Source organism: Paraburkholderia sp. CHISQ3, assembly GCF_030464945.1.
GTDB lineage: Bacteria > Pseudomonadota > Gammaproteobacteria > Burkholderiales > Burkholderiaceae > Paraburkholderia > Paraburkholderia megapolitana.
This window is the reverse complement of sequence record NZ_JALPRG010000001.1, coordinates 795,312-820,417: the sequence shown is the minus strand read 5'-3', so window position 1 is coordinate 820,417 and position 25,106 is coordinate 795,312. Positions and strand designations below refer to the sequence as shown.

The window sequence follows — 25,106 nt, the reverse complement described above, 5'->3', positions numbered from 1 at the left end:
GGGGTGGGTCAGATTTAGATGAAATCGGTGGGTTAAGACTCGGTGGAAATCAACAACGGTCAGCCGCGCTGAGTGAACTCGTCTTTGCTTGCCATAGACGCCGGAAGCCGACCACTCTCTCCGCAACATCCGCATCTAGCTGCCGGAAGATGCGATGGTCCGTACAGAAGGAGAATGCAGAGCCCCATGCGCGGACCGTATTCGAGACGCGCCAGAGCGTGCTGAGCAGAGTTGGATCGGAGCCTAACGTCATAGGCTCCGACGTGCCAGTCTTCAGATGTCGTTGACTTGTGAGCGCTTTGTCGCAGAGCGCATCCACCTTGGCTAGCAAGGAGGCACGTGCTCGTTTTCCCGGCGAGATGGCCTCTGGAGATACGTCACAGCCAAGAAACGAGAATCCCTTCTTGGTTTCCCCCGCCGCTGCCTTCGCCGAGGCTGCGGGAGTACCCTTTGTTGGCGGGTCGTAAGCATCGAGCCCAAATCGCTTGAGCTCATGCTTAAGCTGTTTCAAGCCTTTCAAGGCACGACTCCGATTTGGAGCAAAAATTATCAAATCATCGATATAGCGTACGGACATTGTGCCGCCCGTATTTAGTTGCTCGTCTATCTCATGGAGAAGAAGATTGCACAGGAGCGGTGACAGGCAAGAACCTTGCGCGACGCCACGAGACGCCAGCGGAAAAATGTCTTTGTGCTCGCGAAGCTCTGCAAGGTTGTCGAGTTCAACATTGACTGCCCGTGTCAGCAGCGCGTCGAACTCCGGGTCGGCCGTATGCTTCGTGACGATCGCCAGGAGGTCTGTTTTTGGAACCTGCGTAAAAAAATCTCTGATATCGGTCCGTACGTAGTACTGGTATCGAATGGTGCCCGCGTAGGTTTGCGCGATAGCTTTCGCGACTCCGCCCTCTTTTACACCACCGTGATTCCATGCCTTTTTCTGAATGCTTTGAACGAAAGGCAAACCAGTCAGCACATCAAGGATCGCTCGTTGTACGACACGCGACGCAATCGGCGCAATCACAATGGGCCGCCTGGCTGTCTTGCCGAGTTTTCTGGCGGCAACGCCGCGAGCCGGCGGAAACTTAAAGGTCTCGGCTGCCAGTTGTGTGCGAAGGTCGCTGATGTTCTGCTCAAGCCGCAACTGGAATTGCTTTGCTTCGTCCCGCGTGCTTTCAGAGGTGGAAATCAGAGCGTTGGCCAGCACTGAACGCGCTGCCTTGCGTAGGTTCGGTTTACGGCAAACCTTCCTGTAGAGGATACCCATTCTTTTTGCTTTTTATGTTGGGTACGGGGCCGCATTGGTAAGCTTGCCCCAAGCCCGAAGAGTCACTTTCCTGCGGGCGCGCCGATGCTATGGCTGACCCGTCCGGCGAGACATTGCTGCACGCCGGGCGCTCCGTGCGAATTTGCGGTTCCGGAGGCCGGACCACTCAGCACGAGGCACAAGAACAAAGCGCAAGCGGACGCGCCGCCGCTGACGCGCCAACCGCTGGCACGTTTTTGCTTTCCGCCTGAAACGTCACATTCGCCTCCAATTCTAGGGTTTTTGCCCGAGCTGGCAAGCGCCGCGAAGCGTCAAGGCCGCCCAAGCCTGAAAATAAAGTCTACCGACCGTCCAATGCGACCTCAAAACGGCTGAAGCTACGGTGTAGCGGCTGACTGCGAGGCTTGGGCTGTTTCCTGCGGGCGCGCCGATGCTATGGCTGACCCGTCCGGCGAGACATTGCTGCACGCCGGGCGCTCCGTGCGAATTTGCGGTTCCGGAGGCCGGACCACTCAGCACGAGGCACAGAAGAACTGCATTAGTGATACCAGAATTCGGTTGCGCTTACAAGGCGAGCACCGAACTGGCCTTCGGATGCGCAATCGCTTTAGCAATCAATGGGGCGGGAGCGCGGGGGCCGAGTGCGACGAGAGGGGATGCGGATAAAGATGCATGGGCAGATGCGGGAAGCGGTGGAGTCACTGGCACGGGGGCCGGAAGATTATCCTGCCAAGGCCGTGGAACAGATCTTGGTTGAAGAACCGGCAATCAAAGTCTTGAGTTGTACACAGGCGAAAGGTTGAACCTCCCCCGCTCCCCCTCTATTCCAGGAGATATAGTCGACAGACAGACTCAACGGCAATACACCTAATCTGGAATTCGTCGAGAAACAGCACGCCGAGATGCGCGAGCGTGATCTCGCCAGGCTGCGGCGGATTGCGCCCGCCGACCAGCGCCCCGGCACTCGACGAATGATGCGGCGCACGAAACGGACGACGGCGCCAGTGCGTCGGAGAGAAGCCGGCGGCGCTAGCGGACAGCAATGCGGCGGAGGTGAGCGCCTCGTCGTCGGTCATCGGTGGCAGCAGGCTGGGCAGGCGGGCCGCGAGCATCGACTTGCCCGCGCCGGGCGGCCCGACCATCAGCACGTGATGTCCGCCTGCCGCGGCGACTTCGAGCGCGCGGCGTGCGGCCCGCTGACCGATGACGTCGAGCATGTCAGGCAGGGTGGCGGACGACGTCGCTTCGACAGGAGGGGGCGGTTCGACAGGCGAGAGCCGTCCGTCTTCGACACCCGCAAGGTGTGCGCACAGCGACGGCAGATCGGGCGCGCCGTAGACGGCTACACCGGGCACCAGCGCTGCTTCAGCCGCGCTCGCGGCGGGCAGATAGAGTTCGGGCGTGCGCCTTGGCGCTGTGTCCGCGCTGTCTGCGTGCTGATCGCCCAGATCGCGCGCCGTGCCGCACGCCATCGCGAAGGCGCCGCGCATCGGGCGCAAGGCGCCGGTCAACGACAGCTCGCCGGCGAATTCACGATTGAGCAGCGATTCAGCGGGGATTTGTCCGCTGGCCGCGAGGATGCCGAGCGCGATCGGCAGATCGAAACGGCCGGATTCTTTAGGAAGATCGGCGGGCGCGAGGTTGACTGTGATCCGGCGCACCGGAAAGTCGAGCCCGCAGTTTTGCAGCGCGGCTCGCACACGCTCGCGGCTTTCGCGGACCTCGAGGTCCGGCAGGCCGACGATCGAAAAAGAAGGCAGCCCGTTGGCGAGATGAACCTCGACGGTAACTTCGGGCGCGCGGCCAGCGGCCGGCGCGCGGCTGCGCACCACGGCAAGCGACATGTTTTCTCCCGTCGAAGGCGCGCTATGTAGCGTAGCGCCCCTTCCTCAATACGCTGACGACGTCACGGCGCGCCTGCCGATGATGCGTAGGTCAGACCGGGCTCAGGAAGACTGCGTGACGGGCAGCTTCTGTTCGAGCTCGGCGACGCGGCGCTCGAGTTCTTCGAGCCGGGCCCGCGTGCGTACCAGCACCTGGGTCTGCGTGTCGAATTCCTCGCGCGTCACCAGGTCGAGCTTCGAGAAGCCCTGCGACAGCACGGCCTTGACGTTGCGCTCGACATCCTTCGCCGGCGAGTTCTTGAGCAGATCGCTAAAGCGCGCCTGCAGATCGTTGAAGACATCGTTGGGTTGTTTCATCGTGTTTCCCTTGATTGCACAAAGACTGTGCATGTTTCGTTACCGCTGTGCTCCGCGATGGCGCGTGAGCGAATGTGGTGCATCGATCGTGCTCTGCGTCCGTCCGATGAACGCGTTTGGTGCGTGCCATCACACCTCGATCACGCTTCGGGCTTGCAAACACTCTAGCAACGATCCACGCGGCATGCCACCGCGCCCCGACTACGTTAGCCATCCGGCCGAGCCCGCGAAGCAGCCCTGCAGCGCACGCAGCGCGACAGTCTGCCACACACATGGCATGCGAGTTGCTGTTACTGCCCCGCGCGCACTGCCGGGTCGCCCGGCGGCGCAATGGAGGCAGTTCGAAAGCAATTGCCCTGTCGACGCACCACGCATACGGGTTACCAGCAGGTCAGGCAAGGGTTACGGGTTAGCAAGGGTTACGCAACTAAAAGCGAGGATGTCATGAAACTCATTACCGCAATCATCAAGCCGTTCAAGCTCGATGAGGCGCGCGAAGCCTTGTCGGCCATCGGCGTCTCCGGGATCACGGTCACGGAAGTCAAAGGCTTCGGGCGTCAGAAAGGGCATACCGAACTGTATCGGGGCGCGGAGTACGTCGTCGATTTCCTGCCGAAGGTGAAGATCGAGGCCGCGGTCTCGGACGACCTCGTCGACCAGGCGATCGAGGCACTCGAACGTGCGGCACGCACCGGGAAAATCGGCGACGGGAAGATCTTTGTCACCCCGATCGAACAAGTGATTCGGATCCGCACCGGGGAGACCGGCGCGGACGCCCTGTAAAAAAACAGCGACAAGAGAAGAGGAAACAGAGATGCGCAAATTATTGATGTCCTTGCTGATGGCCGGTTCGCTGGTCGCGGGCGGTATCGGGGCCGCGGTGGCGGACGACGCTTCGGCGCCGGTTGCCGCCTCGGCGGCCGCTTCCGACACGACGGCGAGCGCGCCGGCACCGGACGCGTCGGCAGCCGCCGCCGCTTCGGCGCCTGCCGCCGACGCTTCCGCTGCTCCAGCGGCAAGCGCTGCCGCCGCGCCTGACGCATCGGCTGCTTCGGCTGCCGCTGCAGCCGCACCCGCTGCGCCGACCGCGCCGTTCTCGGTCGATTCGTCGAAGATCAACTCGGGCGACACCGCCTGGATGCTGACCTCCACCGCGCTCGTGCTGTTCATGACGATCCCTGGCCTCGCGCTGTTCTACGCGGGCATGGTGCGCAAGAAGAACGTGCTGGCGACGCTGATGCAAAGCTTCGCGATCACCTGCGTCGTGACCATCATCTGGACCGTGATCGGCTACAGCCTTGCGTTCACGCCGGGCGGTTCGTTCCTCGGTGGTTTCTCGCGGGTGTTCCTGTCGGGCATGAACTACATCAAGGGCGACAAGGCCACGACGCTGACCGTCAGCCATCTGGCCACGACGATTCCGGAGTCGGTCTACTTCGTCTATCAGATGACGTTCGCGATCATCACGCCGGCGCTGATTACCGGTGCGTTCGCTGACCGCATGAAGTTCTCCGCGATGCTGGTGTTCATGAGCCTGTGGTCGATCATCGTCTACTCGCCGATCGCGCACATGGTGTGGGAACCGACCGGCTGGCTGGCTAGCGCAGGCATCCTCGACTTCGCAGGCGGCACGGTGGTGCACATCAACGCCGGTGTGGCTGGCCTCGTGTGCTGCCTGGTGCTCGGCAAGCGTGTCGGCTATGGTAAGGACGTGATGGCGCCGCATAACCTCGTGCTGACGCTGGTCGGTGCCTCGATGCTGTGGGTTGGCTGGTTCGGCTTCAACGCGGGTTCGGCTGTTGCAGCTGACGGCCGTGCCGGCTTCGCCATGCTGACGACGCAGATTGCGACCGCCATGGCTGCACTGGGCTGGATGTTTGCCGAATGGATCGCGAAGGGTAAGCCGTCGGTGCTCGGCATCGTGTCGGGTGCAGTGGCTGGCCTCGTGGCGATTACGCCGGCATCGGGCTTCGTCGGTGTGATCGGTGCGCTCGTGATCGGTCTGGTTGCTGGTGTGATCTGCTTCTGGTCGGCCTCGTGGCTCAAGCACAAGCTCGGCTACGACGATTCGCTCGACGCGTTCGGCGTGCACTGCATCGGCGGGATTGTCGGTGCGCTGCTGACCGGTGTGTTCGCGGTGAAGGACATCGGCGGCGCGGATGGCAGCGTGATCCTGCAGGCCAAGGGCGTGCTGACTACATTGATCTACAGCGGCGTAGTGAGCTACATCCTGCTGAAGGTGATCGACATGGTGATCGGTCTGCGCGTGACGGAAGAAGAGGAACGCGAAGGTCTCGACATCGTGCTGCATGGCGAGCATGTCGAATAAGTTTTCGTAAGAGCAACAGCAGTCGTCCGGCATGCGAGACCCTGCCGGACGATTCAGGCAGCGACCTGGCCCGCCACCTGGCGGGCTTTTTTTCGCCTGTCGCGCAGCGCTGCCAGCCGCAAAAGAAGGCCGTCCCGGCGATGCCGCAGCACCTACAATCGAATAGACCGCCGCGTGGGTACGGTTCGCTATGGCGCCCCGGCCGGCTGTACGACTGGCCGGATAATCCCGTCCCGGTGATTCCCGGCCGGATTCCCAACCGATAACGCGCCGCTATCGGGCCGATATAAAACCTTGTTTGCAGGAGGGTGGCCCCGGGCTTGCGTCTTGCGCGATCATCCCAACATGCAAGGGGCAAATACCCCCGCTTCCCTCTACAATCGCTCCTTTAGCCCGTGAGTGCTCAATGGTTCCGCACCTAGTCACCGCGTTGAACGGTCCACTGCTCGATCTCGAGCGGCGGATTCTCGACGCTACGCCTGCCATCGAACGCTGGTTCCGGCTCGAATGGCAGGAACATACGCCGCCGTTCTACTGTTCGGTGGATCTGCGCAACGCGGGCTTCAAGCTCGCGCCGGTCGATACCAACCTGTTTCCCGGGGCATTCAACAATCTGCCGCAGGAAGTGCTGCCGCTCGCCGTGCAGGCCGCGATGGCGTCGATCGAAAAAATCTGCCCGGACGCGAAGAATCTGCTGGTCATTCCCGAGCGTCACACGCGTAACGCATTTTATCTGGAGAATGTCGCACGACTTGCGACCATCATGCGCCAGGCGGGCCTGCACGTCCGTTTCGGAACGCTCGATGAAACCATCGTCGGACCGGTCACGATCGCGTTGTCCGATGGTCAGAAAATCGTGCTCGAGCCGCTTGAGCGTTCCGCTCGCCGGCTCGGTCTGAAGAATTTCGATCCGTGTTCGATTCTGCTGAACAACGATCTGTCCGGTGGCATTCCGCCGGTGCTCGAAAATCTGCACGAGCAGTATCTGCTGCCGCCGTTGCATGCGGCATGGGCCGTGCGCCGCAAGTCGACGCACTTCTCGTGCTACGACGAAGTCGCGAAGAAGTTCGCGAAGATGGTCGAAATCGACCCGTGGATGATCAATCCGTATTTCGCGCATGTCGAAGACGTCGATTTCGAGGCGCGTACCGGTGAAGCCGCGCTCGCCGACGCTATCGACGGCGTGCTGAAGAAGATCGCGAAGAAATACCGCGAGTACGGCATTTCCGAAAAGCCGTATGTCGTCGTCAAGTCCGATGCCGGTACCGACGGCAAGGGTGTGATGACCGTGCACGATGCATCGGAAGTCGCTGCGCTGACGAGCCGCGAACGCACGAAGATGTCGAGCGCGAAAGATGGGCTCGATGTGCACGACGTGATCGTGCAGGAAGGGGTCTATACGTTCGAGCGGATCGGCGAGGAAGTGGCCGAACCGGTGGTGTACATGATCGACCGCTATGTGGTCGGCGGTTTTTATCGCGTGCACGGCAGCCGCGAGCGCGATCAGAATCTGAACGCGCCCGGCATGCACTTCGTGCCGCTCGGCTTCGAACATACCGCGTTGCCCGATGCGCACGCGAAACCCGGCGCCGCGCCGCCTAACCGCTTCTATATGTACGGCGTGGTAGCACGGCTCGGGTTGCTGGCGGCATCGGTGGAACTGGAACGAACCGACCCGGAAGCGATTCAGGTGTAAAGGTCGCGCTGCAATCTGCGCTGCGGTTGGTAGTCCATTCCGCCGCGCAATCTGCAGTGCAGTCGATATTCAACGCCGAGGCCCGCGAGGCCGCAACAGGGACTTCATGGACATTCTCTTTATCGCGGATCCGCTGGACCGCTTCAAGATCTACAAGGATTCGACCTACGCGATGATGGCCGAGGCCGCGAAGCGCGGCCACACGCTGTATGCATGCGAGCCGGAAGATCTGGCGTGGACCGGCGGTGACGTCGAGGCGAACGTGCGGCGCTTTGCGATCGTCGGCGACCAGACCGATGGGCACCGCTCGCCGTGGTATGCGGCGGAGCGGTCCGAGGTGCGCTCGCTGAAGCGCTTCGGCGCCGTACTGATGCGCAAGGACCCGCCGTTCGACATGGAGTACGTGACGTCGACGTGGTTGCTCGAACTCGCTGAACGTGGCGGCGCGCGCATCTTCAACAAGCCGCAGGCGATTCGCGATCATTCGGAAAAGCTCGCGATCGGCGAGTTTCCGCAGTTCGTCGCACCGACGCTCGTTACGCGCGATGCGGCGCGTCTGCGTGCCTTCCACGAGCAACACGGCGATGTGATCCTGAAACCGCTCGACGGCATGGGCGGCATGGGCGTGTTTCGCGTGAAGGCCGATGGCATGAATCTCGGCTCGATCATCGAAATGCTCAGCGAGGATGGCGCGCGCTCGGTGATGGCGCAGAAGTTCATCCCCGACATCAAGGACGGCGACAAGCGCATCCTGCTGATCGGCGGCGAGCCGGTGCCGTATTCGCTCGCACGCATTCCGCAAGGTAACGAGGTGCGCGGCAATCTGGCAGCGGGTGGACTCGGCGTCGCCCAGCCGCTCACCGCGCACGACCGCGAAATTGCCGCGGCGCTCGGCCCGGTGCTGGCCGCGCGCGGCCTGCTGCTCGTCGGGCTCGATGCAATCGGCGACTGGCTGACCGAAGTGAACGTCACAAGCCCGACGTGTTTTCGCGAAATCATGGATCAGACCGGCTTCGATGTGGCGGCGATGCTGGTTGACGCGCTGGAGCGCGCGGTCGGTTGAGTATCGCTGCAGGAGACGCGCCCGTTGCACGAAACCGAACGCGTGCCGGGCACGAACGCTGAAGAAGCGCGAAAATGGACTGGTACAATGCCCGCTCTCCGGAACCTGCGTCATCTGACAAAACGCTGACGACGCACCCGGCACAGGATATCGGGCATGGTTGCCGTGCCGTTGCCCATGGGCCCAGCCCGTGGCGCGACGCGTTCGGGCCCATTCGATCATCGGCCGGTCGGAAGGGCGAACAAAGGCAAACAGGCGCGCTGCCGGGCAACGCGCCTGGACCGCGAATCAGGCCGTTTTAGCTGCAAAACCGATATGGCAGGCATTCTGATCATTGCGCACGCTCCGCTCGCTTCCGCGTTACGCGAGTGTGTCGCTCATATTTACGGCGGACTACCCGCACGCATCGGCGTGATCGATGTGATGCCCAACTGCGATCCGACCAACGTCGTCGCGTTCGCGCATGCGGAGATCGACCGGCTCAAGGAAGAGAACGGTGCGCTCGTGCTGACCGACATGTTCGGTGCGACACCGTCGAACATCGCCGGCAATCTCGCGTCGCTACCCGACGTGCGTGTGCTGGCCGGCGTGAACCTGGCGATGCTGGTGCGTGCGGTCTGTTATCGCGCCACGCCGCTCGACACGCTCGTCGACAAGGCGCTCGCCGGTGCGACCAAGGGCATTCATGCGATCACGCCGGGCACACCGGCCGCGGCTTCGATGGGCAGCCCGTGCGACTGTGTAGCGACTGCGCAGCCCGAGGCCGCGATCGCACAGAAAAGCACCACCCCGTAGTACCGTCACCGTTTCGTTTTTAACAATACAACCTGCGCTTCGGACGATTACATGCTGCAACAGGAAACGACCATCGTGAACAAGCTGGGGTTGCATGCGCGTGCCTCGGCCAAGCTGACGCAACTGGCAGGCAACTATCAGTCGGAAATATGGATGAGCCGCAACGGTCGGCGCATCAACGCGAAGAGCATCATGGGCGTGATGATGCTGGCAGCAGGCATCGGTAGTACCGTGCTGATCGAAACCGAAGGCACGGACGAAAAAGATGCGATGGACGCGCTACTGAAGCTGATTGCCGACAAGTTCGGCGAGGGCCAGTAATCCGCCGGTCTCGATGCGTGTACTACGCAAGAAAAGCCGCGGCCTGCCGCGGCTTTTTTTATGGTCTTTTTAGCGCTATTACGCGGGTTTTTGCGCAACCTGCGATGTTGCGCCGCACATCGGCAACGCACGCATGAACGGGCTGCGGAATTTATAATGGCCGCCGGGGTCTGAGAGCTAGCTCTGCAGCGGTTTGCCGCGGCATCACACAACTAGAGGAGGTGCGCGTGTCTTTCACGCTGCATGGAATTCCCGTGTCACGCGGTATCGCCATCGGGCGGGCTTATCTGATCGCCCCGGCTGCACTCGACGTCGACCACTACCTGATCGAACCCGCCCAGATGGAAGGCGAGATCGAGCGTTTTCGCTCGGCCCAGCAACGCGTGCATGTCGAACTCGACGCGCTGCGCGCGGATCTCGCCGCCGACGCGCCCAGCGAAATGGGCGCGTTCATCAACGTCCATTCAATGATCCTGAACGACGCGATGCTCGTGCAGGAAACCATCGACCTCGTCCGCACGCGCCGCTATAACGTCGAATGGGCGCTGACCGAGCAGCTCGAACGTCTGTCGCGGCACTTCGACGACATCGAAGACGAGTACCTGCGCGAACGCAAGGCCGACATCGAGCAGGTGGTCGAGCGGTTGCTGAAAGCGCTCGCGGGCGCATCGCCGTCGCCGCTCGACGGCGTGCATGGCAGCTGCGACGAGATGATCGTCGTAGCGCACGACATCGCGCCTGCCGACATGATGCAGTTCAAGACGCAGACGTTTCAGGGCTTCGTCACGGACCTCGGCGGCCGCACATCGCATACGGCGATCGTCGCGCGCAGCCTCGGCATTCCGGCGGCGGTCGGCGTGCAGCACGCGAGTGCGCTGATTCGCCAGGACGATCTGATTATCGTCGACGGCGATCATGGCATCGTGATCGTCGATCCGGCGCCGATCGTGCTCGAAGAGTATTCGTATCGGCAGAGCGAGAAAGCGCTCGAGCAACGCAAGTTGCAGCGCCTGAAATTTTCGCCCACGCAGACGCTGTGCGGCACGCGCATCGAACTGTGCGCGAACATCGAACTGCCCGACGACGCAATCGCGGCCGTCGAAGCCGGCGCGATGGGCGTCGGGCTGTTTCGCACCGAATTCCTCTTCATGAACACGAAGGACCGCCTGCCTGAAGAGGAAGAGCAGTTCGCCGCCTACCGCCGTGCGGTCGAGCTGATGAACGGCCTGCCGGTGACAATCCGTACGATCGATGTCGGCGCGGATAAACCGCTCGAATCGATCAGCGGTGGCGACGGGTATGAGACCGCGGCGAACCCGGCCCTGGGTCTGCGCGCTATCCGCTGGAGTCTGTCCGAGCCGCAGATGTTCCTCACGCAGTTGCGCGCGATCCTGCGGGCGTCGGCATTCGGTTCGGTGAAGATTCTGATTCCGATGCTTGCGCACGCGCAGGAAATCGACCAGACGCTCGATCTGATCCGCGAAGCCAAGCGCCAGCTCGATGACGCGGGTCTTGCCTACAATCCGAACGTGCAGGTCGGCGCGATGATCGAGATTCCGGCTGCGGCGATCGCCTTGCCGCTGTTCCTGAAGCGGCTCGATTTCCTGTCGATCGGTACCAACGATCTGATCCAGTACACGCTCGCCATCGATCGTGCGGACAACGCGGTCGCGCATCTGTACGATCCGCTGCATCCGGCGGTGCTGCATCTGATCGCGTTCACGCTGCGCGAAGCGAAGCGCGCCGGCGTACCGGTGTCGGTGTGCGGGGAAATGGCCGGCGATCCGGCGCTGACGCGTCTGCTGCTCGGCATGGGGCTGACCGAGTTCTCGATGCATCCGAGCCAGTTGCTGGTCGTCAAGCAGGAAGTGCTGCGCTCCCACCTGAAGACGCTCGAGAAGCCGGTGGCCGATGTGCTGGCCTCGTTCGAACCGGAAGAAGTGCAGGCGGCGCTGAAGCGGGTCGCGGAAATCTGAGTACGCGTCTCGCGTAAAACTCTTCGCGCAAAACCTCTCGCGCGCAACCCTCAGGCGATACGATGCCGTCCGCCGCACACCGGGCAATCCGGTTGCCGCGCGATGCGCATCGTGTTCCATTCCATCCGCAGTGAGTCGAGCATCATCAGCCGGCCGGTGAGCGTCGTGCCGACACCGGCGATCACGCGCAGGGCCTCGGCGGCCTGCATCGCACCGATGATGCCGACCGTCGGCGCAAAGACCCCCATCGTCGAACACGCGACTTCCTCGAACGGTTGATCTTCCGGGAAGATGCACGCGTAGCACGGCGATGCGTCGTCGCGGAAATCGAACGTACTGATCTGGCCATCGAAACGCAACGCCGCGCCCGACACGAGCGGCACGCGATGCGCGACGCACGCGCGGTTGATCGCGTGGCGGGTTGCAAAGTTGTCCGTGCAGTCGAGCACGACGGTGGCGTGCGGCACGGCTGTGTCGAGCCAGGCATCGTCTGCGCGCGCTGTTACCGCGTTCACGACGACATCGGGATTCAACAGGCCGATCGCGTCGCGTCCGGACTCGACCTTGCTGCGTCCCACCGACGCCGTGACGTGCAGGATCTGGCGTTGCAGGTTGGTCAGATCGACGGTATCGGCGTCGACGAGCGTGATCTGTCCAACACCCGCTGCGGCCAGATACATCGCTGCCGGCGATCCGAGTCCGCCTGCGCCGACGACGATCGCGTGCGCATCGAGAAAACGCTGCTGCGCCTCGATGCCGAGTTCGTCGACAAGGATGTGGCGGGAATAGCGGAGGAGTTGATCGTCGTTCATGGCGGGGCGCGTCGTCGTTATCGTTATTCTAGTCGCGCGGGAGAAGTGTCTTCGCAGCGTGCGCTGCGAAGACACGGCAGGCTGAAGCGTTACTTGCCTTGCGAGGCCGGCACCGGTGCCGACGCGGGCGTCGCTGCTCCCGGCGTAACCGGCAGAGCAGGCTTCACGGCGACTGGCGCAGAAGCCGACTGGGCCGGCTTGTTCTGCGCGAGCCGGCGTTCCATGGCCGACTTCGATTCCTGCACCGGCTTGCCTTCCAGCTTGTTCAGCGCCTGTTGCAGCATGAAGTCGTCGGCGGAACCGAACTCGATCGGCTTGCGATCGCGGTCCTTCTGGCGTTGCTCCGGCGTCTTCTTGTCGTTCTGCTCTTCAAGTAGACGCAGCTGGTCCATGCGTTCCTGTTCGCGCTGGTCCTCTTCCTTCTTCTCGTTCGGATCCTGCGTGTTCGCAAGGTGGTTCGAGTAGTCGACTTCGCGCGTGACGAGTGCGTCGTCCGGATCGCCTTCAGCGTATTGATCGACCGCGATGTCCGGGCGGATACCCTTGTTCTGGATCGAACGGCCGCTCGGCGTGTAGTAGTACGCCGTGGTGAGGCGCAGGGCGGTGTCGGCGGTCATCGGGCGGACCGTCTGCACCGAACCCTTACCGAAGGTCGTCTTGCCGACGATCAGCGCACGGTGTTGATCCTGCAGCGCACCCGCGACGATTTCGGAGGCCGACGCCGAGTAGGCGTTGGTCAGCACGATCATCGGTACGGTCTTGAAGATTGGCGGCAGATCCTTCAGCGGATCGCTGTCGAACGAAGGCAGGCGGTAGTTATCGTAATTGTCGCGATACACCTGCTTCGAATCCGGGATCTGGCCGTTCGTCGAGACGACGACCGAATCCGGCGGCAGGAACGCACCGGCCACGCCGACCGCGCTTTGCAGCAGACCGCCGCCGTTATTGCGCAGATCGAGAATCAGGCCCTTCAGGTTCGGCTGCTGGCGCGCGAGGTCCCTGAGCTTGGCGGCGAGATCAGGCGTCGTGCGTTCCTGGAAGCTCGTGATGCGGATATAGCCGTAGCCTGGCGCGGGGACCTTCATCTTCACGCTTTGCACGTTGATGATCGCGCGTGTCACCGTGAGCGGGAACGTGCGGTCGTCGGTCTTGCGGAAGATGGTCAGCGTGACCTTGGTGCCCGGGTCGCCGCGCATCTGCTTGACCGCCTGGTCGAGCGTCATGCCGCGAACCGGCTTGTCGTTGATGCGTGTGATGAGATCGCCCGGACGGATGCCGGCGCGGAACGCGGGCGTGTCCTCGATCGGCGAGATCACCTTGATCAGCCCGTCTTCCGACGAAATTTCGATGCCGAGACCCGCGAAGCGGCCCTTGGTCTGCTCCTGCAGTTCCTGGTAATCGGTCTTGTCGAGATACGACGAGTGCGGGTCGAGACTCGCGACCATCCCCTTGATCGCCGCGGTAAGCAGCTTCTTGTCGTCGACCGGTTCGACGTACTCATGCTTGATCTGTCCGAATACTTCGGCGAAGAGACGGAGCTGGTCGAGCGGCAGCGGGGCAGAGGCGGCTTGCTGGGCGGAGGCGGACAGTTGCAGCGTGGCAAACACGCCGGTGGCAAGGCCCGCAGCGATCAGGCCGATGTTTTTCAGATTCTTTCGCATAGAGTGGGGCAGTCGGGAGCGCGTGGCAGCGTCAGGTAGAAAGCGACGGACAAGTATAACTGCACACCTGCCCAGGCTGTGAGCGGTGACGCAATCGCGGTTCGACAGTCGCTGTCGAGGGTGGTTCGGGCTTCGGGCGCGGTTGTGCCAAAGAAATGTGCGGTAACGGTCGGGCGGGTGGCGCGGCGGTGTACGGCGAGCCGCCGCGCCTCGCGATCAACCCGCCTTGCCCTGCTTCGCGACCGCGGCCTGCGCCTGCGCGATCGCTTCCTGGTCGCCGAGGTAGTAGTGCGTGAGCGGCTTCAGGTTCTCATCGAGTTCATAGACGAGCGGGATCCCGTTCGGAATATTCAGGCCGACGATATCGTTGTCCGAAATACCGTCGAGGTACTTGATCAGCGCGCGCAGCGAGTTGCCGTGCGCCGCGATCAGCACCTTGCGACCCGACTTGACGGCCGGCGCGATCGATTCGTTCCAGATCGGCAGTACGCGCGCGACCGTGTCCTTCAGACACTCGGTGAGCGGCAGATCGGCGCGCGGCACCTTCGTGTAGCGCGGGTCGGCGTAGGCGGTGCGCTCGTCGGACGGGTCGAGTGCGGGCGGCGGCGTGTCGTAGCTGCGGCGCCAGACCAACACCTGCTCGTCGCCGTACTTCGCCGCGGTTTCGGCCTTGTTCAACCCCGACAGCGCGCCGTAGTGGCGCTCGTTCAGACGCCACGAGTGCACGACCGGCAGATACATCAAATCCATCTGATCCTGCACGTGCCAGAGCGTACGGATCGCGCGCTTCAGCACGGATGTGTAGGCGATATCGAACGTGTAGCCCGATTCCTTCAGCAGGACGCCGGCTTGCTGCGCCTCGCGGTTACCCTGCTCGGTCAGGTCGACGTCGACCCAGCCGGTGAAGCGGTTTTCCTTGTTCCACGTCGATTCGCCGTGGCGGATGAGAACGAGTTTGTACATGGTGCCGGTCGGTAGTAAGGAAGCGGTAAAGCGTCGGGCCGAGGTGCCGAAAGCGGACGGTCGTATCGGCGACAGGCGGTTATTTTATAATGGCTGGATTCTCCTTTTCGATTTCTCTCTTTTTCGGCGGATTTTCCGTGAAGTTTTTCACCGATTACACAAACCTTGTACTCATCGCGATCGTCCTCATTTCTGGTGGGTTGCTCCTGTGGCCGGCGCTCAGCCGCCGTGGCCGCGGCGGTGTTACCGCCGGCGAAGCCACGCAACTGATCAACCGGCGCAACGCCGTGGTCGTCGATCTGCGTTCGGCGGCGGATTTCGCGACCGGCCATCTGCCGTCGGCACGCCACGTCGAATTTGCCGAATTGCAGGCAAAGGTTGGCCAGCTTGTGAAGAACAAGAACAATCCGGTGCTGCTGGTGTGTCAGACTGGCCAGCAGTCGAACAAGGCGGTGCGCGTCGTGCAGGATGCGGGTTACGCCGAAGTCCATGTTCTGCAGGGCGGTCTCAACGCCTGGCAGCAGGCCGGCATGCCGGTCGTGAAGCAAGGAGCTGCAAAGTGAACAAAGTGATCATGTACAGCACGCAGGTGTGTCCGTATTGCCAGATGGCCGAACGTCTTTTAAAGTCGCGCGGCGTCGAGCATGTTGAAAAAGTGCTCATCGACAAGGATCCGACCCGGCGCGAAGAAATGATGACGCGTACCGGCCGGCGTACGGTGCCGCAGGTATTCATCGGCGACACACATGTGGGCGGTTACGATGATCTCTCCGCGCTCGACCGCAAGGGCGGTCTGACGCCGCTGCTGGAAGTTGCCGCTTAAGCCGTCCGGTCGACGCGGTGCCAGACGACCCGGCGGCGCGGCGCGAGAGCCGGTCCTGTCGGGCCCCGTAACGGGGCGGCGTAGCAGTACACCGAACTGGCGGACCATGGAAACATGGCCCGCCGCAACTACATTCAGGGAATCACTTAATCATGTCCGACGAGAATAACCAGCCGTTCTTCAACATCCAGCGTGTCTACTTGAAGGACATGTCGCTCGAGCAACCGAACTCGCCGGCCATCTTCCTCGAACAGGAAATGCCGTCGGTCGAGGTCGAAGTCGACGTGAAGGCCGAACGCCTCGCAGAAAGCGTGTTTGAAATCCTCGTTACCGGCACCGTGACCGCCAAGGTTTCGGACAAGGTCGCGTTCCTGATCGAAGCGAAGCAGGCCGGCATTTTCGACATCCGCAACATTCCGGCAGAACAGGTCGATCCGCTCGTCGGCATCGCTTGCCCGACCATCCTGTTCCCGTATCTGCGCTCGAACATCGCCGACGCGATCACCCGCGCAGGTTTCCCGCCCATCCATCTCGCCGAAATCAACTTCCAGGCGCTCTACGAGCAGCGTCTCGCGCAGATTGCGTCGCAGGAAAGCGCGGCGCAAAGCACCGCGAAACACTGACGCTCGCGCACGGTGCCGGGTATGAAGGTTGCCGTCCTCGGCGCCGGTGCATGGGGCACCGCACTTGCCGGCCATCTGGCCGCGCGGCACGATGCGGTGCTCTGGGCGCGCGACAGCGCGCTCGTCGCCGAACTCTCCACAGCACATGAAAACGCCCACTATCTAGCGGGCGTTGCCTTGCCGCGCGCGCTGCGCTATGAAACGCAGCTTGCCGCCGCGCTCGCGCACGGCGCCGCAGACGACGCGCTGTGTGTCGTCGCGACGCCGGTTGCAGGGCTGCGCGGACTGCTGCGCGCGATGCGCGATGCGGCGGCGGTACCGGCGCATATCGTGTGGCTGTGTAAGGGTTTCGATGCGGACACGCAGCGTTTGCCGCATCAGGTCGTGGCAGAAGAGCTTGCCGGTCATCCGAGTAACGGCGTGCTGTCGGGTCCGAGCTTCGCGCGCGAAGTGGCGCAGGGCTTGCCCGTTGCATTGACGGTGGCGAGTACGTCGGCGCAGTGTCGCGAGCGCACCGTCGCCGCGTTTCATCACGGCGCGATGCGCATCTATACCGGTGACGACGTCGTCGGCGTCGAGGTGGGTGGCGCGGTCAAGAACGTGCTGGCGATTGCCACCGGCATTGCCGACGGTCTGGGCCTCGGGCTCAACGCGCGCGCGGCGCTGATCACGCGCGGTCTTGCGGAAATGTCGCGTCTCGGCGCGACGCTCGGCGGCCGCACGGAAACGTTCACCGGTCTGACCGGGCTCGGCGATCTGATTCTCACCGCTACCGGCGATCTCTCGCGCAACCGGACAGTCGGTATGCAGCTTGCGGCGGGTCGTCCGCTCGACGCGATTCTCGGCACCCTCGGCCACGTCGCGGAAGGCGTGCGCTGCGCGCAGGCCGTGCTAGCCATCGCCCATGCGCACGGCATCGACATGCCGATCACGCAGGCGGTGTGCGCGGTACTGTTCGAAGGCGTCGCACCGCGCGATGCGGTCAGCGCGCTGTTGCGGCGCGACGCGAAAGCCGAGTAAGGAAGTCCGCGGCTTATGCGGCATGGCTGCATGACCCGGACTCTCGAATGTCATCGTGTCGCGGTAGGTTCATAACACCGTACTATCGGTGTGTATCCTTTGGCCCGATCGACACCCCTGACCGATCGGCGACAAGAACCTCCTGTTTTTCGCAATGAATCCTCCGAGTCCTCGCTTAAGAAGGCGGTATTCCGCCTGGTTGATCACACTGCTCTGCATCTTGATCGCGCTTGTTGCGGTCATCGCAATCGCCGCCTGGGCGACCTTGCGTGCAAGCCTCCCGCAGCTCGATGGAACCCACGTGGTCTCGACGCTCTCCGCGCCGGTGACGATCAATCGCGATGCGCTCGGCGTGCCGACTCTACAAGGTCGCACGCGCGCTGACGTGGCCTTCGGTATCGGCTTCGTGCAGGCGCAGGATCGCTTCTTCCAGATGGACCTGCTGCGCCGTGTCGCCGCGGGCGAGATGTCCGAACTGATCGGTCCGGCCGCGCTGCCACTCGATCGCCGCAACCGGCTGCACCGCTTTCGCGAACGCGCACAGGCGTTGATTGCCGCGCTGCCTCCCGAGCAGCGGCAACTGGTCGATCAATACACGGCGGGCGTCAACGACGGGCTCAAGTCGCTGGCTTCGCGCCCGTTCGAATACTGGCTGCTGCGCACGCAGCCCGCGGCGTGGCGTCCCGAAGACACGCTGCTCACCGTCTATACGATGTACTTCGATCTGCAGGGCGACGAGGAATACCGCATCCTGTCGCGTGCCGCGTTGCGCGAGCGCATACCCGCGGATCTGTTCGCCTTCATGCTTCCCGCAACCAGCCACTGGGACGCGCCGTTCGATGTCGCGGCGCCTGCACACGACGCGCTCGTGAGTCCGCCCGCAACGCGCCCGGACTGGTTGTCCACGGCGAAACCGGCGAGCGTCGCAGCGCATGAAGCCGGTTCGGTGGAAGACAGCGCGATGATCAACCGCTCGATGATCGGCAGCAACAACTGGGCCGTCGATGGCGCGCACAGTGCGCACGGCGGCGCGCTGCTCGCTAACGACATGCACCTCGGTTTGTCGTTGCCGAACATCTGGTACCGGCTATCGATGACGTGGCCGGGACCGGATGGAAAGATGCGCCACGTCACGGGTGTCAGCCTGCCAGGCGTGCCGCTCGTGATCGCCGGTAGCAACGGGCAGATCGCCTGGGGCTTCACCGACAGTTACGGCCGCTACATCGATCTGATCGAACTGCAGCGCAATCCCGCCGATCCGTTGCAATACCGGGTCGCGGACGGCAGCTGGGCGCGCTCGACTGTCTACCATGAGCGCATCGCAGTGAAAGGTGCGGCGCCGGTCGACCTGCCGGTGATCGAGACGCAATGGGGACCGCAGATCGTCGTCGGCTCGCATGCTTATGCGCTGCGCTGGGTCGCGCACGATCGCGAGGCGATCAACATGAACCTGCAGCAGCTCGAAGGGACCACGAGTGTCGCGGATGCGCTGCATGTCGCGCAAATCAGTGGAATTCCCACGCAGAATTTCACCGTCGCGGATGCGCACGGCAAGATCGGCTGGACGCTTGCCGGACCCGTGCCGCACCGAGACACAGCGACCGATCTACCGAACGGACCGCTCAGCGATCTGCCGTTCGATTCGGCTACCTATCGCGGCTGGCAGGGCTATCTGGCACCGGACGCGTATCCGTCGCGAATCGATCCGCCGCTCGGGCGCCTGTGGACCGCGAACAATCGCACCTTGCCGCTCGACGAGGCGGCGCTGTACGGCGACGGCGGGACCGACCTCGGCGCACGTGCCTCGCAGATCCGCGACGATCTGCTCGCGCTGCCCCACGCGAGCGAGCGTGACCTGCTGGCGATCCAGACCGACGACCGCGCGCTGTGGATCGAAACCTGGCGCCACGTCGCCCTCGACGCACTCGATGCCGACGCGTTGAAGGACCATCCGCAACGCGCCGCATTCCGGCAGGCGATCGAGCAGTGGAACGGGCGCGCGGATGTCGATGGGACGGGCTACCGGCTCGTCCGCGGGTTCTATTTTTCGCTCTTCGACGCGTGGTTCGGCAAGCTCGACGCAACGCTCAAGGCGACCGACCCGAAACTTGGCTATCGCGCCGCGAGTTCGCGTCATGAGGCGGTGATGGAGGCGCTCGCGGCTCACCACGCCTGGGTGCCGGACGGCTTCGCGGACTGGCGTGCCTTCATGCTCGACCGTATCGACCATACGATCGGCCAGTTGCCTGCTGGCACGAAGGTAGAGGACGCCCGCTGGGGCGAGCGCAATCGCTCGGCGATCGCGCATCCGTTCGCGCAGATGATCCCGGCGTGGCTGCCGTGGGTACGCGACTCGCTCAGCGCACCCCACGATGAACTGCCGGGCGACTTCTACATGCCGCGCGTGCAGTCGCCGACATTTGGCGCATCCGAGCGGATGGTCGTGTCACCGGGACGCGAGCAGGATGGCATCTTCGAGATGCCTGGCGGGCAATCGGGGCATCCGATGTCGCCGTACTTTCTCGCGGGGCATGAAGCCTGGGTGCATGGCGAGGCGACGCCGTTTCTGCCGGGCAGCGCGGTTCATCGGCTGGAATTGAGGCCGTGAACTGCTGTTGATCTTCATATCAGGTGCAGGTGCATGAGCATCGCGTGCTTCAACGACGCGATGCGCACGCACCGCGCTATCTCGCCGAAGCCACGCGCCCTCATTCGCCCCCTCACTCGCCCCCTTCGAAGCCCGCCTGACGCCACGCTTCGAACACGACGATCGCTACCGTATTCGACAGATTCAGGCTGCGGTTGCCTGGTCGCATCGGCAGGCGCACGCGCTGTTCGTTCGCGAAGCCGTCGAGCACCGCATCGGGCAGACCGCGCGTCTCCGCGCCGAACACGAACCAGTCGCCAGGCAGGAAAGCATGCGCATGAAAACGCCCGGCGCCGCGTGTCGTGAACGCGAACATGCGTGCGGGGTCGGGGGTCTCGGTTGCGATGAACGCGGGCCAGTCCGCATGAACATGCATCTGCGCGTACTCGTGATAGTCGAGGCCCGCGCGACGCATTTTTGCGTCGTCGAGCGGGAAACCGAGCGGCTCGATCAGATGCAGCCGCGCGCCGGTGTTGGCGCACAGGCGAATCACGTTGCCGGTATTGGGCGGAATTTCCGGTTCGACAAGAACGACGTTGAACATGGTGATAAGAGGCTGGATAGAAAGCGTTGTAGGGCTAGTCTTGCGGCGTGCGTAGCGCAATGAAACTGGTCACGCGTTGCGCACCTGCTGTCTTGAGCGCGCGCGCAAGCGCATCGAGTGTGGCGCCGCTCGTCATCACGTCGTCGACCACCGCAACGTGCAGACCGCGCACCGGCTGCGTTACGACGAATGCTGTCCCGACGTTCCGATGCCGTGCAGCGCGATCGAGTCGCGACTGCGGCGCGGTATCGAGCGTGCGAACCAGCAGCGTTGGATCGGCGGGCAGCTGTAGCGCGCGGGCGAACGGCTTCGCGATTTCCCACGCCTGGTTGTAGCCACGCTGTACCAGTCGCCGCCGCGCGAGCGGTACGGGCACCACGAGGTCGGGCCGGGCGGTGGCTTCGAGCGCGTCGTCGGCCACGCGTGCAAGACGTAACGCGAATTCCCGCGCGAGCATCAGCCGGGCGCCAAACTTCAGACCAGTGGCGAGCGCATCGAGCGGCGGCCGATAGTCGGCCAGCGCGAACGTCGCATCGAACGACGGCGGCTCCGCGACGCAGTCGCCGCACCGATAGCCGGCTGTCGCTGCATGCCGGAATCGTCCGAGCGGTACCGCGCAGACGCGGCAGCGCAGACGTGCTTCATTCCAGTAAGCGGCGTCGCAGTCGGCGCAGATTACCTGCTGCGACAAATTGCCGCATAAGGCACACAGATTAGGCAGCAGCGCGTGGGAGAGGTGCGGCAGCACGGTGCCCACGCGTCGCGCGATATGCGCAACCCGCAGGTTCAGCGATGGAGAAACTGATGACAAAGCCGGCAATGGCATGACTGGACCGCCCGCGAAGGCCTCCTGCGCTGAACGGATAGGAGCGAGCGAGTATACTTCGCACACTTCGCCCGTACGACTCCCATGCCCCCAACGCCTGCAAAATCCAGCCGTCCGGCCTACGATTCCCGGCGCCTGCGGCGGATTTTCGACCGCCGCGCCGCGACCTTCGACGACGTCGCCTTCCTCCCGCGCGAGATCGCCCAGCGCATGCGCGAGCGTCTCGACTACATCAAGATCAATCCAGCCAGCGTGCTCGACGCGGGCTGCGGCGCGGGCGAGGACCTGCCTGCGCTGCGCGAGCGCTTCCCCGAAGCACCGGTGTTCGGCACCGATCTGTCGCACGCGATGCTGGGCCGCGCGCTCGATCACGACGGCGGCGACACGAGCTGGCGCCGCTTCCTTCCTGCATCGATCGGCCGGGCGCTCGGCACCCGCGGCCCGCGCTTTGCGCAGGCCGACTTCTCCGCGCTACCGTTCGCTGCCGGCGCATTCGAATTCGTCTGGTCCAATCTCGCGCTGCACTGGCACTCGCGTCCTGATCTGGTTTTCCCTGAGTGGCAACGCGTACTCAAGGTGAATGGCCTGCTGATGTTCAGCACGCTCGGTCCCGACACACTGAAAGAATTGCGCGGTGCATACGCGCAGGTCGATGCCGCGCACGGACTCGGCGCACGCGCCCACGTGATCGATTTCGTCGACATGCACGATCTCGGCGACATGCTGGTGGAAAGCGGCTTCGAGATTCCGGTGATGGACCAGGAAACGTTGACTATCACCTATCGCTCGCCGGAGTCGCTGCTCGCGGACGTCCGCCGCTGGGGCGCCTACCCGTTCGTGCGCGATGACGCATCGCCGCAGGCCGCGCGCCGTCTGCATCGCGCGCTGCTGGCGGCGCTGGAAGCGCGTCGCGGCGCAGACGGTACGATCGCGCTCACCTTCGAAGTGATCTACGGTCACGCATGGAAAGCAGTGCCGCGCACGACGGCCGAAGGACACGGCATCGTTCGTCTCGAGGACATCGGGCGGGGCTTGGGGAAGAATCGTTGAAGCGGTAAAGAGGGCATCTGTTATGTCTGGAATTCGCGGCCAAAAAGCGCTTGCAAGACTGCGTCGAAATGGCGCAGAGGCTTGTCGCGCCTGGCTTGCGAGGCGATAGACGCTTGCTTGTGGATGCCATTGAACCCGCCTATAATGCGTCAGTTTGTCGCTCGGGGTTCCCACACTTGAGCGACAGGCCCGCAGCACCGAAGGGCGGTATGCCTTGCCACTGGCGGTGCTTGCAGCAGTCGGCGCCGGTTCGCAGGAGACAGCGATGGATGCTACAGATCTGCTGACAGATTCTGAGCCGGTCCTGCGAGACTGGCTCATGAAGCGCAACTGTTCGGTATCGCCACGGCAGTTCGTGTGTTTCTATATGTCGCTTGCGGCGTTCTCGTTGTTGATTGCATTGGTACTGGTCTTGCGCGGCGCCTGGCTGGTGTTGCCGTTTACCGGTATCGATTTGCTGGCGGTTGGAGTGGCTTTTGCAATATACGCGCGCCATGCTGTCGACTACGAGCGCATCCGGCTGTTTCCCAACCGGCTCGTCGTCGAACAGGTCAGCGCCGAGCGGGTCACGCAGTTCGAATTCAATCCGCGCTGGGTGAGGATTGAGCCGGGCGCAACGCCGCGTGAGCGCATCAAGCTGGTGTCGCGTGGAGAGACGATCACGATCGGGCTGCATCTGGCGCAGTATCGGCGCGCGCAGTTCGCCGCCGAGCTGCGTATGTGGCTCAGGCGTTGCTGATACGGCGAGCCGTGCCGTTGCGAGGAGGCGCGGCACAACCTTCCTGCGGGGTCGAGGGTTTGAATGGAAATTTTGGGTAAGGAAGCTATGAAAACAATCAAGCGAGCCCTCTCGGGCGTGCTGGCGTGTGGCGGATTGCTCTTCGCCGGCGCGGCCCTGGCGGTAGGCGACAGTCCCGGCGGTCCCCGCGTCAACGAGATCAATATCCAGGCGCCCGCCACGAAGATCGCCGAGGAGCTCTACGGCCTCCATACGTTCATGCTGATTCTCTGCACGGTGATCTTCATCGGCGTGTTCGGCGTGATGTTCTATTCGATCTTTGCGCACCGCAAATCGAAAGGCCACAAGGCGGCCAATTTCCACGAAAGCACCACCGTCGAAATCATCTGGACGATCGTCCCGTTCATCATCGTCGTGCTGATGGCGCTGCCCGCCACCAAGACCGTCGTCGCGATGAAGGACACGACCAACGCCGACCTCACCATCAAGGTCACTGGCTACCAGTGGAAGTGGGGTTACGACTACGTGAAGGGTCCGGGCGAGGGCATCAACTTCCTGTCCACGCTGTCCACACCGCGTAGCGAAACGGACGGCACGTCACCAATCAGCGATACGTATCTGCAGGAAGTCGACCACCCGCTCGTCGTGCCGGTCGACAAGAAGATCCGCATCATCACCACGGCGAACGACGTCGTGCACTCGTGGTACGTCCCGGCGTTCGGCGTGAAGCAGGATGCGATTCCTGGCTTCGTGCGCGACACATGGTTCAAGGCCGACAAGACCGGTACGTTCCGCGGCTTCTGTACGGAACTGTGCGGCAAGGAACACGCGTTCATGCCGGTCGTCGTCGAAGTTCTCTCTGCCGACGACTACGCGAAGTGGGTCGACGATCAGAAGAAGCTGATGGCCGCCGCCGCTGACGATCCGAACAAGACCTATACGCTTGCCGAACTGCTCGATCGTGGTGGCAAGGTTTACACGGCGAACTGCGCGGTCTGCCACCAGCCGAACGGCAAGGGCGCGGGCGCGTTCCCGGCACTCGACGGCAGCAAGATTGCCAACGGCCCGATCGCGCAGCACGTGAGCATCGTGTTGCACGGCAAGGGTGCGATGCCGGTATGGGGCAACACGCTCAACGACGTCGAGATCGCTTCGGTGATCACGTACGAACGTAACTCGTGGGGCAACCACACAGGCGACATTCTCCAGCCGAAGCAGGTTGCGGATGCCCGCAACGGCAAGATGCCCGAAGGCGGCGACCATCTCGCGAGCGCAGCAGCCGGCGCAAGCGATGCTGCCGCGGCAAGCGGTGCAGCAGCGGCGAGCGGCGCGGATGCCGCGGCATCGGGGGCAACTGCAGCAACGGCTACATCAGGTGCCTCGGATAGCGCAGCAGCTTCGCAAGCCGCGTTGCCCGCCAGCATCTACTTCGACATCGGCAAGAGCACGCTGCCGGCCGACGCGAAAGCGGCGATCGATGCCGCATCGGCCTACGCGAAAGCCCATCCGGACGCGAAGCTCACGCTGTCGGGATTCACCGATGCGAGCGGCTCGGCTGCGACCAATGCCGAACTTTCGAAGCATCGCGCGCAAGCTGTGCGCGACGCACTGAAAGCGGCCGGTATCGCCGAAGACCACATCATCTTGAAGAAGCCGGAAACCGTCACGGGCGGTAGCGACGCGAAAGAAGCCCGGCGTGTTGAGATCAGCCCGGCCGCCTGATGCATACGCACACAGCCGCAGCAGTATTCGT

22 protein-coding genes and 1 pseudogene are annotated in these 25,106 nt (G+C 63.2%); 15 read left to right on the top strand and 8 right to left on the bottom strand.

The genetic code is table 11. The annotated features are described in order from the left end of the window. Nucleotides 1-49 precede the first annotated feature (49 nt). From M0D65_RS03685 to M0D65_RS03675, 3 genes and pseudogenes are all read right to left on the bottom strand, one after another. The gene (locus M0D65_RS03685) at nt 50-1,264 is read right to left on the bottom strand and encodes a reverse transcriptase domain-containing protein (RefSeq protein WP_266251150.1); all 1,215 of its coding nucleotides are present in this window, start codon (nt 1,262-1,264) and stop codon (nt 50-52) included. Between the two features lie 878 nt (nt 1,265-2,142). After that, nucleotides 2,143-3,108 (bottom strand): annotated as a pseudogene (locus tag M0D65_RS03680) (YifB family Mg chelatase-like AAA ATPase); the annotation flags it as partial. A gap of 102 nt (nt 3,109-3,210) precedes the next feature. After that, nucleotides 3,211-3,465 (bottom strand): accessory factor UbiK family protein, encoded by a 255-nt coding sequence (locus tag M0D65_RS03675; RefSeq protein WP_091009467.1) that lies wholly within the window; start codon nt 3,463-3,465, stop codon nt 3,211-3,213. A gap of 444 nt (nt 3,466-3,909) precedes the next feature. Between M0D65_RS03675 and M0D65_RS03670 the strand changes: the two genes are divergently transcribed. The 7 genes from M0D65_RS03670 to ptsP all read left to right on the top strand — a co-directional run bounded on the left by M0D65_RS03670 (nt 3,910) and on the right by ptsP (nt 11,645). Beyond that, nucleotides 3,910-4,248: a P-II family nitrogen regulator gene (locus tag M0D65_RS03670; protein WP_091009470.1), complete on the top strand. Its 339-nt coding sequence runs from the start codon at nt 3,910-3,912 to the stop codon at nt 4,246-4,248. 31 nt (nt 4,249-4,279) lie between these two features. Further along, nucleotides 4,280-5,794 (top strand): ammonium transporter, encoded by a 1,515-nt coding sequence (locus M0D65_RS03665; protein ID WP_096721353.1) that lies wholly within the window; start codon nt 4,280-4,282, stop codon nt 5,792-5,794. Between the two features lie 406 nt (nt 5,795-6,200). Further along, nucleotides 6,201-7,490 carry a glutamate--cysteine ligase gene (gshA, locus tag M0D65_RS03660; protein ID WP_091009478.1) on the top strand — a complete coding sequence of 430 codons (1,290 nt, stop codon included), beginning with the start codon at nt 6,201-6,203 and terminating at the stop codon, nt 7,488-7,490. Between the two features lie 106 nt (nt 7,491-7,596). After that, nucleotides 7,597-8,553: a glutathione synthase gene (gshB, locus tag M0D65_RS03655; protein WP_091009481.1), complete on the top strand. Its 957-nt coding sequence runs from the start codon at nt 7,597-7,599 to the stop codon at nt 8,551-8,553. A gap of 315 nt (nt 8,554-8,868) precedes the next feature. Next, nucleotides 8,869-9,348: a PTS sugar transporter subunit IIA gene (locus M0D65_RS03650; RefSeq protein WP_091010881.1), complete on the top strand. Its 480-nt coding sequence runs from the start codon at nt 8,869-8,871 to the stop codon at nt 9,346-9,348. Nucleotides 9,349-9,399: 51 nt separating this feature from the next. Then, nucleotides 9,400-9,669, top strand: coding sequence for an HPr family phosphocarrier protein (locus M0D65_RS03645; protein ID WP_091009484.1), 270 nt, complete (start codon nt 9,400-9,402; stop codon nt 9,667-9,669). Between the two features lie 227 nt (nt 9,670-9,896). Beyond that, nucleotides 9,897-11,645, top strand: coding sequence for a phosphoenolpyruvate--protein phosphotransferase (gene ptsP / locus M0D65_RS03640; RefSeq protein WP_091009487.1), 1,749 nt, complete (start codon nt 9,897-9,899; stop codon nt 11,643-11,645). Nucleotides 11,646-11,695: 50 nt separating this feature from the next. Here the strand turns inward: ptsP and M0D65_RS03635 are convergent, their stop codons facing one another. The 3 genes from M0D65_RS03635 to gpmA all read right to left on the bottom strand — a co-directional run bounded on the left by M0D65_RS03635 (nt 11,696) and on the right by gpmA (nt 15,081). After that, on the bottom strand, nt 11,696-12,457 hold the full coding sequence (locus M0D65_RS03635) for a molybdopterin-synthase adenylyltransferase MoeB (protein WP_266251146.1): 762 nt from the start codon (nt 12,455-12,457) through the stop codon (nt 11,696-11,698). 89 nt (nt 12,458-12,546) lie between these two features. Then, nucleotides 12,547-14,118, bottom strand: coding sequence for a S41 family peptidase (locus tag M0D65_RS03630; protein WP_266251144.1), 1,572 nt, complete (start codon nt 14,116-14,118; stop codon nt 12,547-12,549). Between the two features lie 216 nt (nt 14,119-14,334). Then, entirely contained in the window at nt 14,335-15,081 is a 747-nt protein-coding gene (gpmA, locus tag M0D65_RS03625) for a 2,3-diphosphoglycerate-dependent phosphoglycerate mutase (protein WP_266251142.1), read from the bottom strand. A 137-nt stretch (nt 15,082-15,218) separates the two neighbouring features. On the opposite strand from gpmA, the gene M0D65_RS03620 reads away from it, so the two are divergent. The 5 genes from M0D65_RS03620 (at nt 15,219) to M0D65_RS03600 (ending at nt 20,155) form a co-directional block, all read left to right on the top strand. Further along, nucleotides 15,219-15,644 (top strand): rhodanese-like domain-containing protein, encoded by a 426-nt coding sequence (locus M0D65_RS03620; protein WP_091010882.1) that lies wholly within the window; start codon nt 15,219-15,221, stop codon nt 15,642-15,644. Further along, on the top strand, nt 15,641-15,904 hold the full coding sequence (gene grxC / locus M0D65_RS03615; protein ID WP_091009499.1) for a glutaredoxin 3: 264 nt from the start codon (nt 15,641-15,643) through the stop codon (nt 15,902-15,904). Before M0D65_RS03620 ends, grxC begins: the two co-directional genes overlap by 4 nt. Before the next feature lie 152 nt (nt 15,905-16,056). Then, complete coding sequence (gene secB / locus M0D65_RS03610; protein WP_091009504.1) at nt 16,057-16,527, top strand: protein-export chaperone SecB; 471 nt, start codon at nt 16,057-16,059, stop codon at nt 16,525-16,527. A 21-nt stretch (nt 16,528-16,548) separates the two neighbouring features. After that, a complete protein-coding gene (locus M0D65_RS03605; RefSeq protein WP_266251139.1) occupies nt 16,549-17,547 on the top strand; it encodes an NAD(P)H-dependent glycerol-3-phosphate dehydrogenase in 999 nt (332 codons plus the stop codon). Nucleotides 17,548-17,701: 154 nt separating this feature from the next. Continuing rightward, nucleotides 17,702-20,155, top strand: coding sequence for a penicillin acylase family protein (locus M0D65_RS03600; RefSeq protein WP_266251138.1), 2,454 nt, complete (start codon nt 17,702-17,704; stop codon nt 20,153-20,155). A 112-nt stretch (nt 20,156-20,267) separates the two neighbouring features. Here M0D65_RS03600 and trmL read toward each other — a convergent pair whose 3' ends face one another. Both trmL and M0D65_RS03590 read right to left on the bottom strand, forming a co-directional pair. Continuing rightward, the gene (gene trmL, locus M0D65_RS03595; RefSeq protein WP_266251137.1) at nt 20,268-20,738 is read right to left on the bottom strand and encodes a tRNA (uridine(34)/cytosine(34)/5-carboxymethylaminomethyluridine(34)-2'-O)-methyltransferase TrmL; all 471 of its coding nucleotides are present in this window, start codon (nt 20,736-20,738) and stop codon (nt 20,268-20,270) included. A gap of 34 nt (nt 20,739-20,772) precedes the next feature. Then, nucleotides 20,773-21,564 carry a ComF family protein gene (locus M0D65_RS03590; RefSeq protein WP_266251135.1) on the bottom strand — a complete coding sequence of 264 codons (792 nt, stop codon included), beginning with the start codon at nt 21,562-21,564 and terminating at the stop codon, nt 20,773-20,775. A gap of 84 nt (nt 21,565-21,648) precedes the next feature. Between M0D65_RS03590 and M0D65_RS03585 the strand changes: the two genes are divergently transcribed. From M0D65_RS03585 to coxB, 3 genes are all read left to right on the top strand, one after another. Next, nucleotides 21,649-22,614: a methyltransferase domain-containing protein gene (locus tag M0D65_RS03585; protein WP_266251133.1), complete on the top strand. Its 966-nt coding sequence runs from the start codon at nt 21,649-21,651 to the stop codon at nt 22,612-22,614. 265 nt (nt 22,615-22,879) lie between these two features. Beyond that, nucleotides 22,880-23,353, top strand: coding sequence for a DUF2244 domain-containing protein (locus tag M0D65_RS03580; protein ID WP_266251131.1), 474 nt, complete (start codon nt 22,880-22,882; stop codon nt 23,351-23,353). A gap of 63 nt (nt 23,354-23,416) precedes the next feature. Next, nucleotides 23,417-25,075, top strand: a complete 1,659-nt coding sequence (coxB, locus tag M0D65_RS03575; RefSeq protein ID WP_266251129.1) for a cytochrome c oxidase subunit II — start codon at nt 23,417-23,419, stop codon at nt 25,073-25,075. The last annotated feature ends 31 nt before the right edge of the window (nt 25,076-25,106 follow it).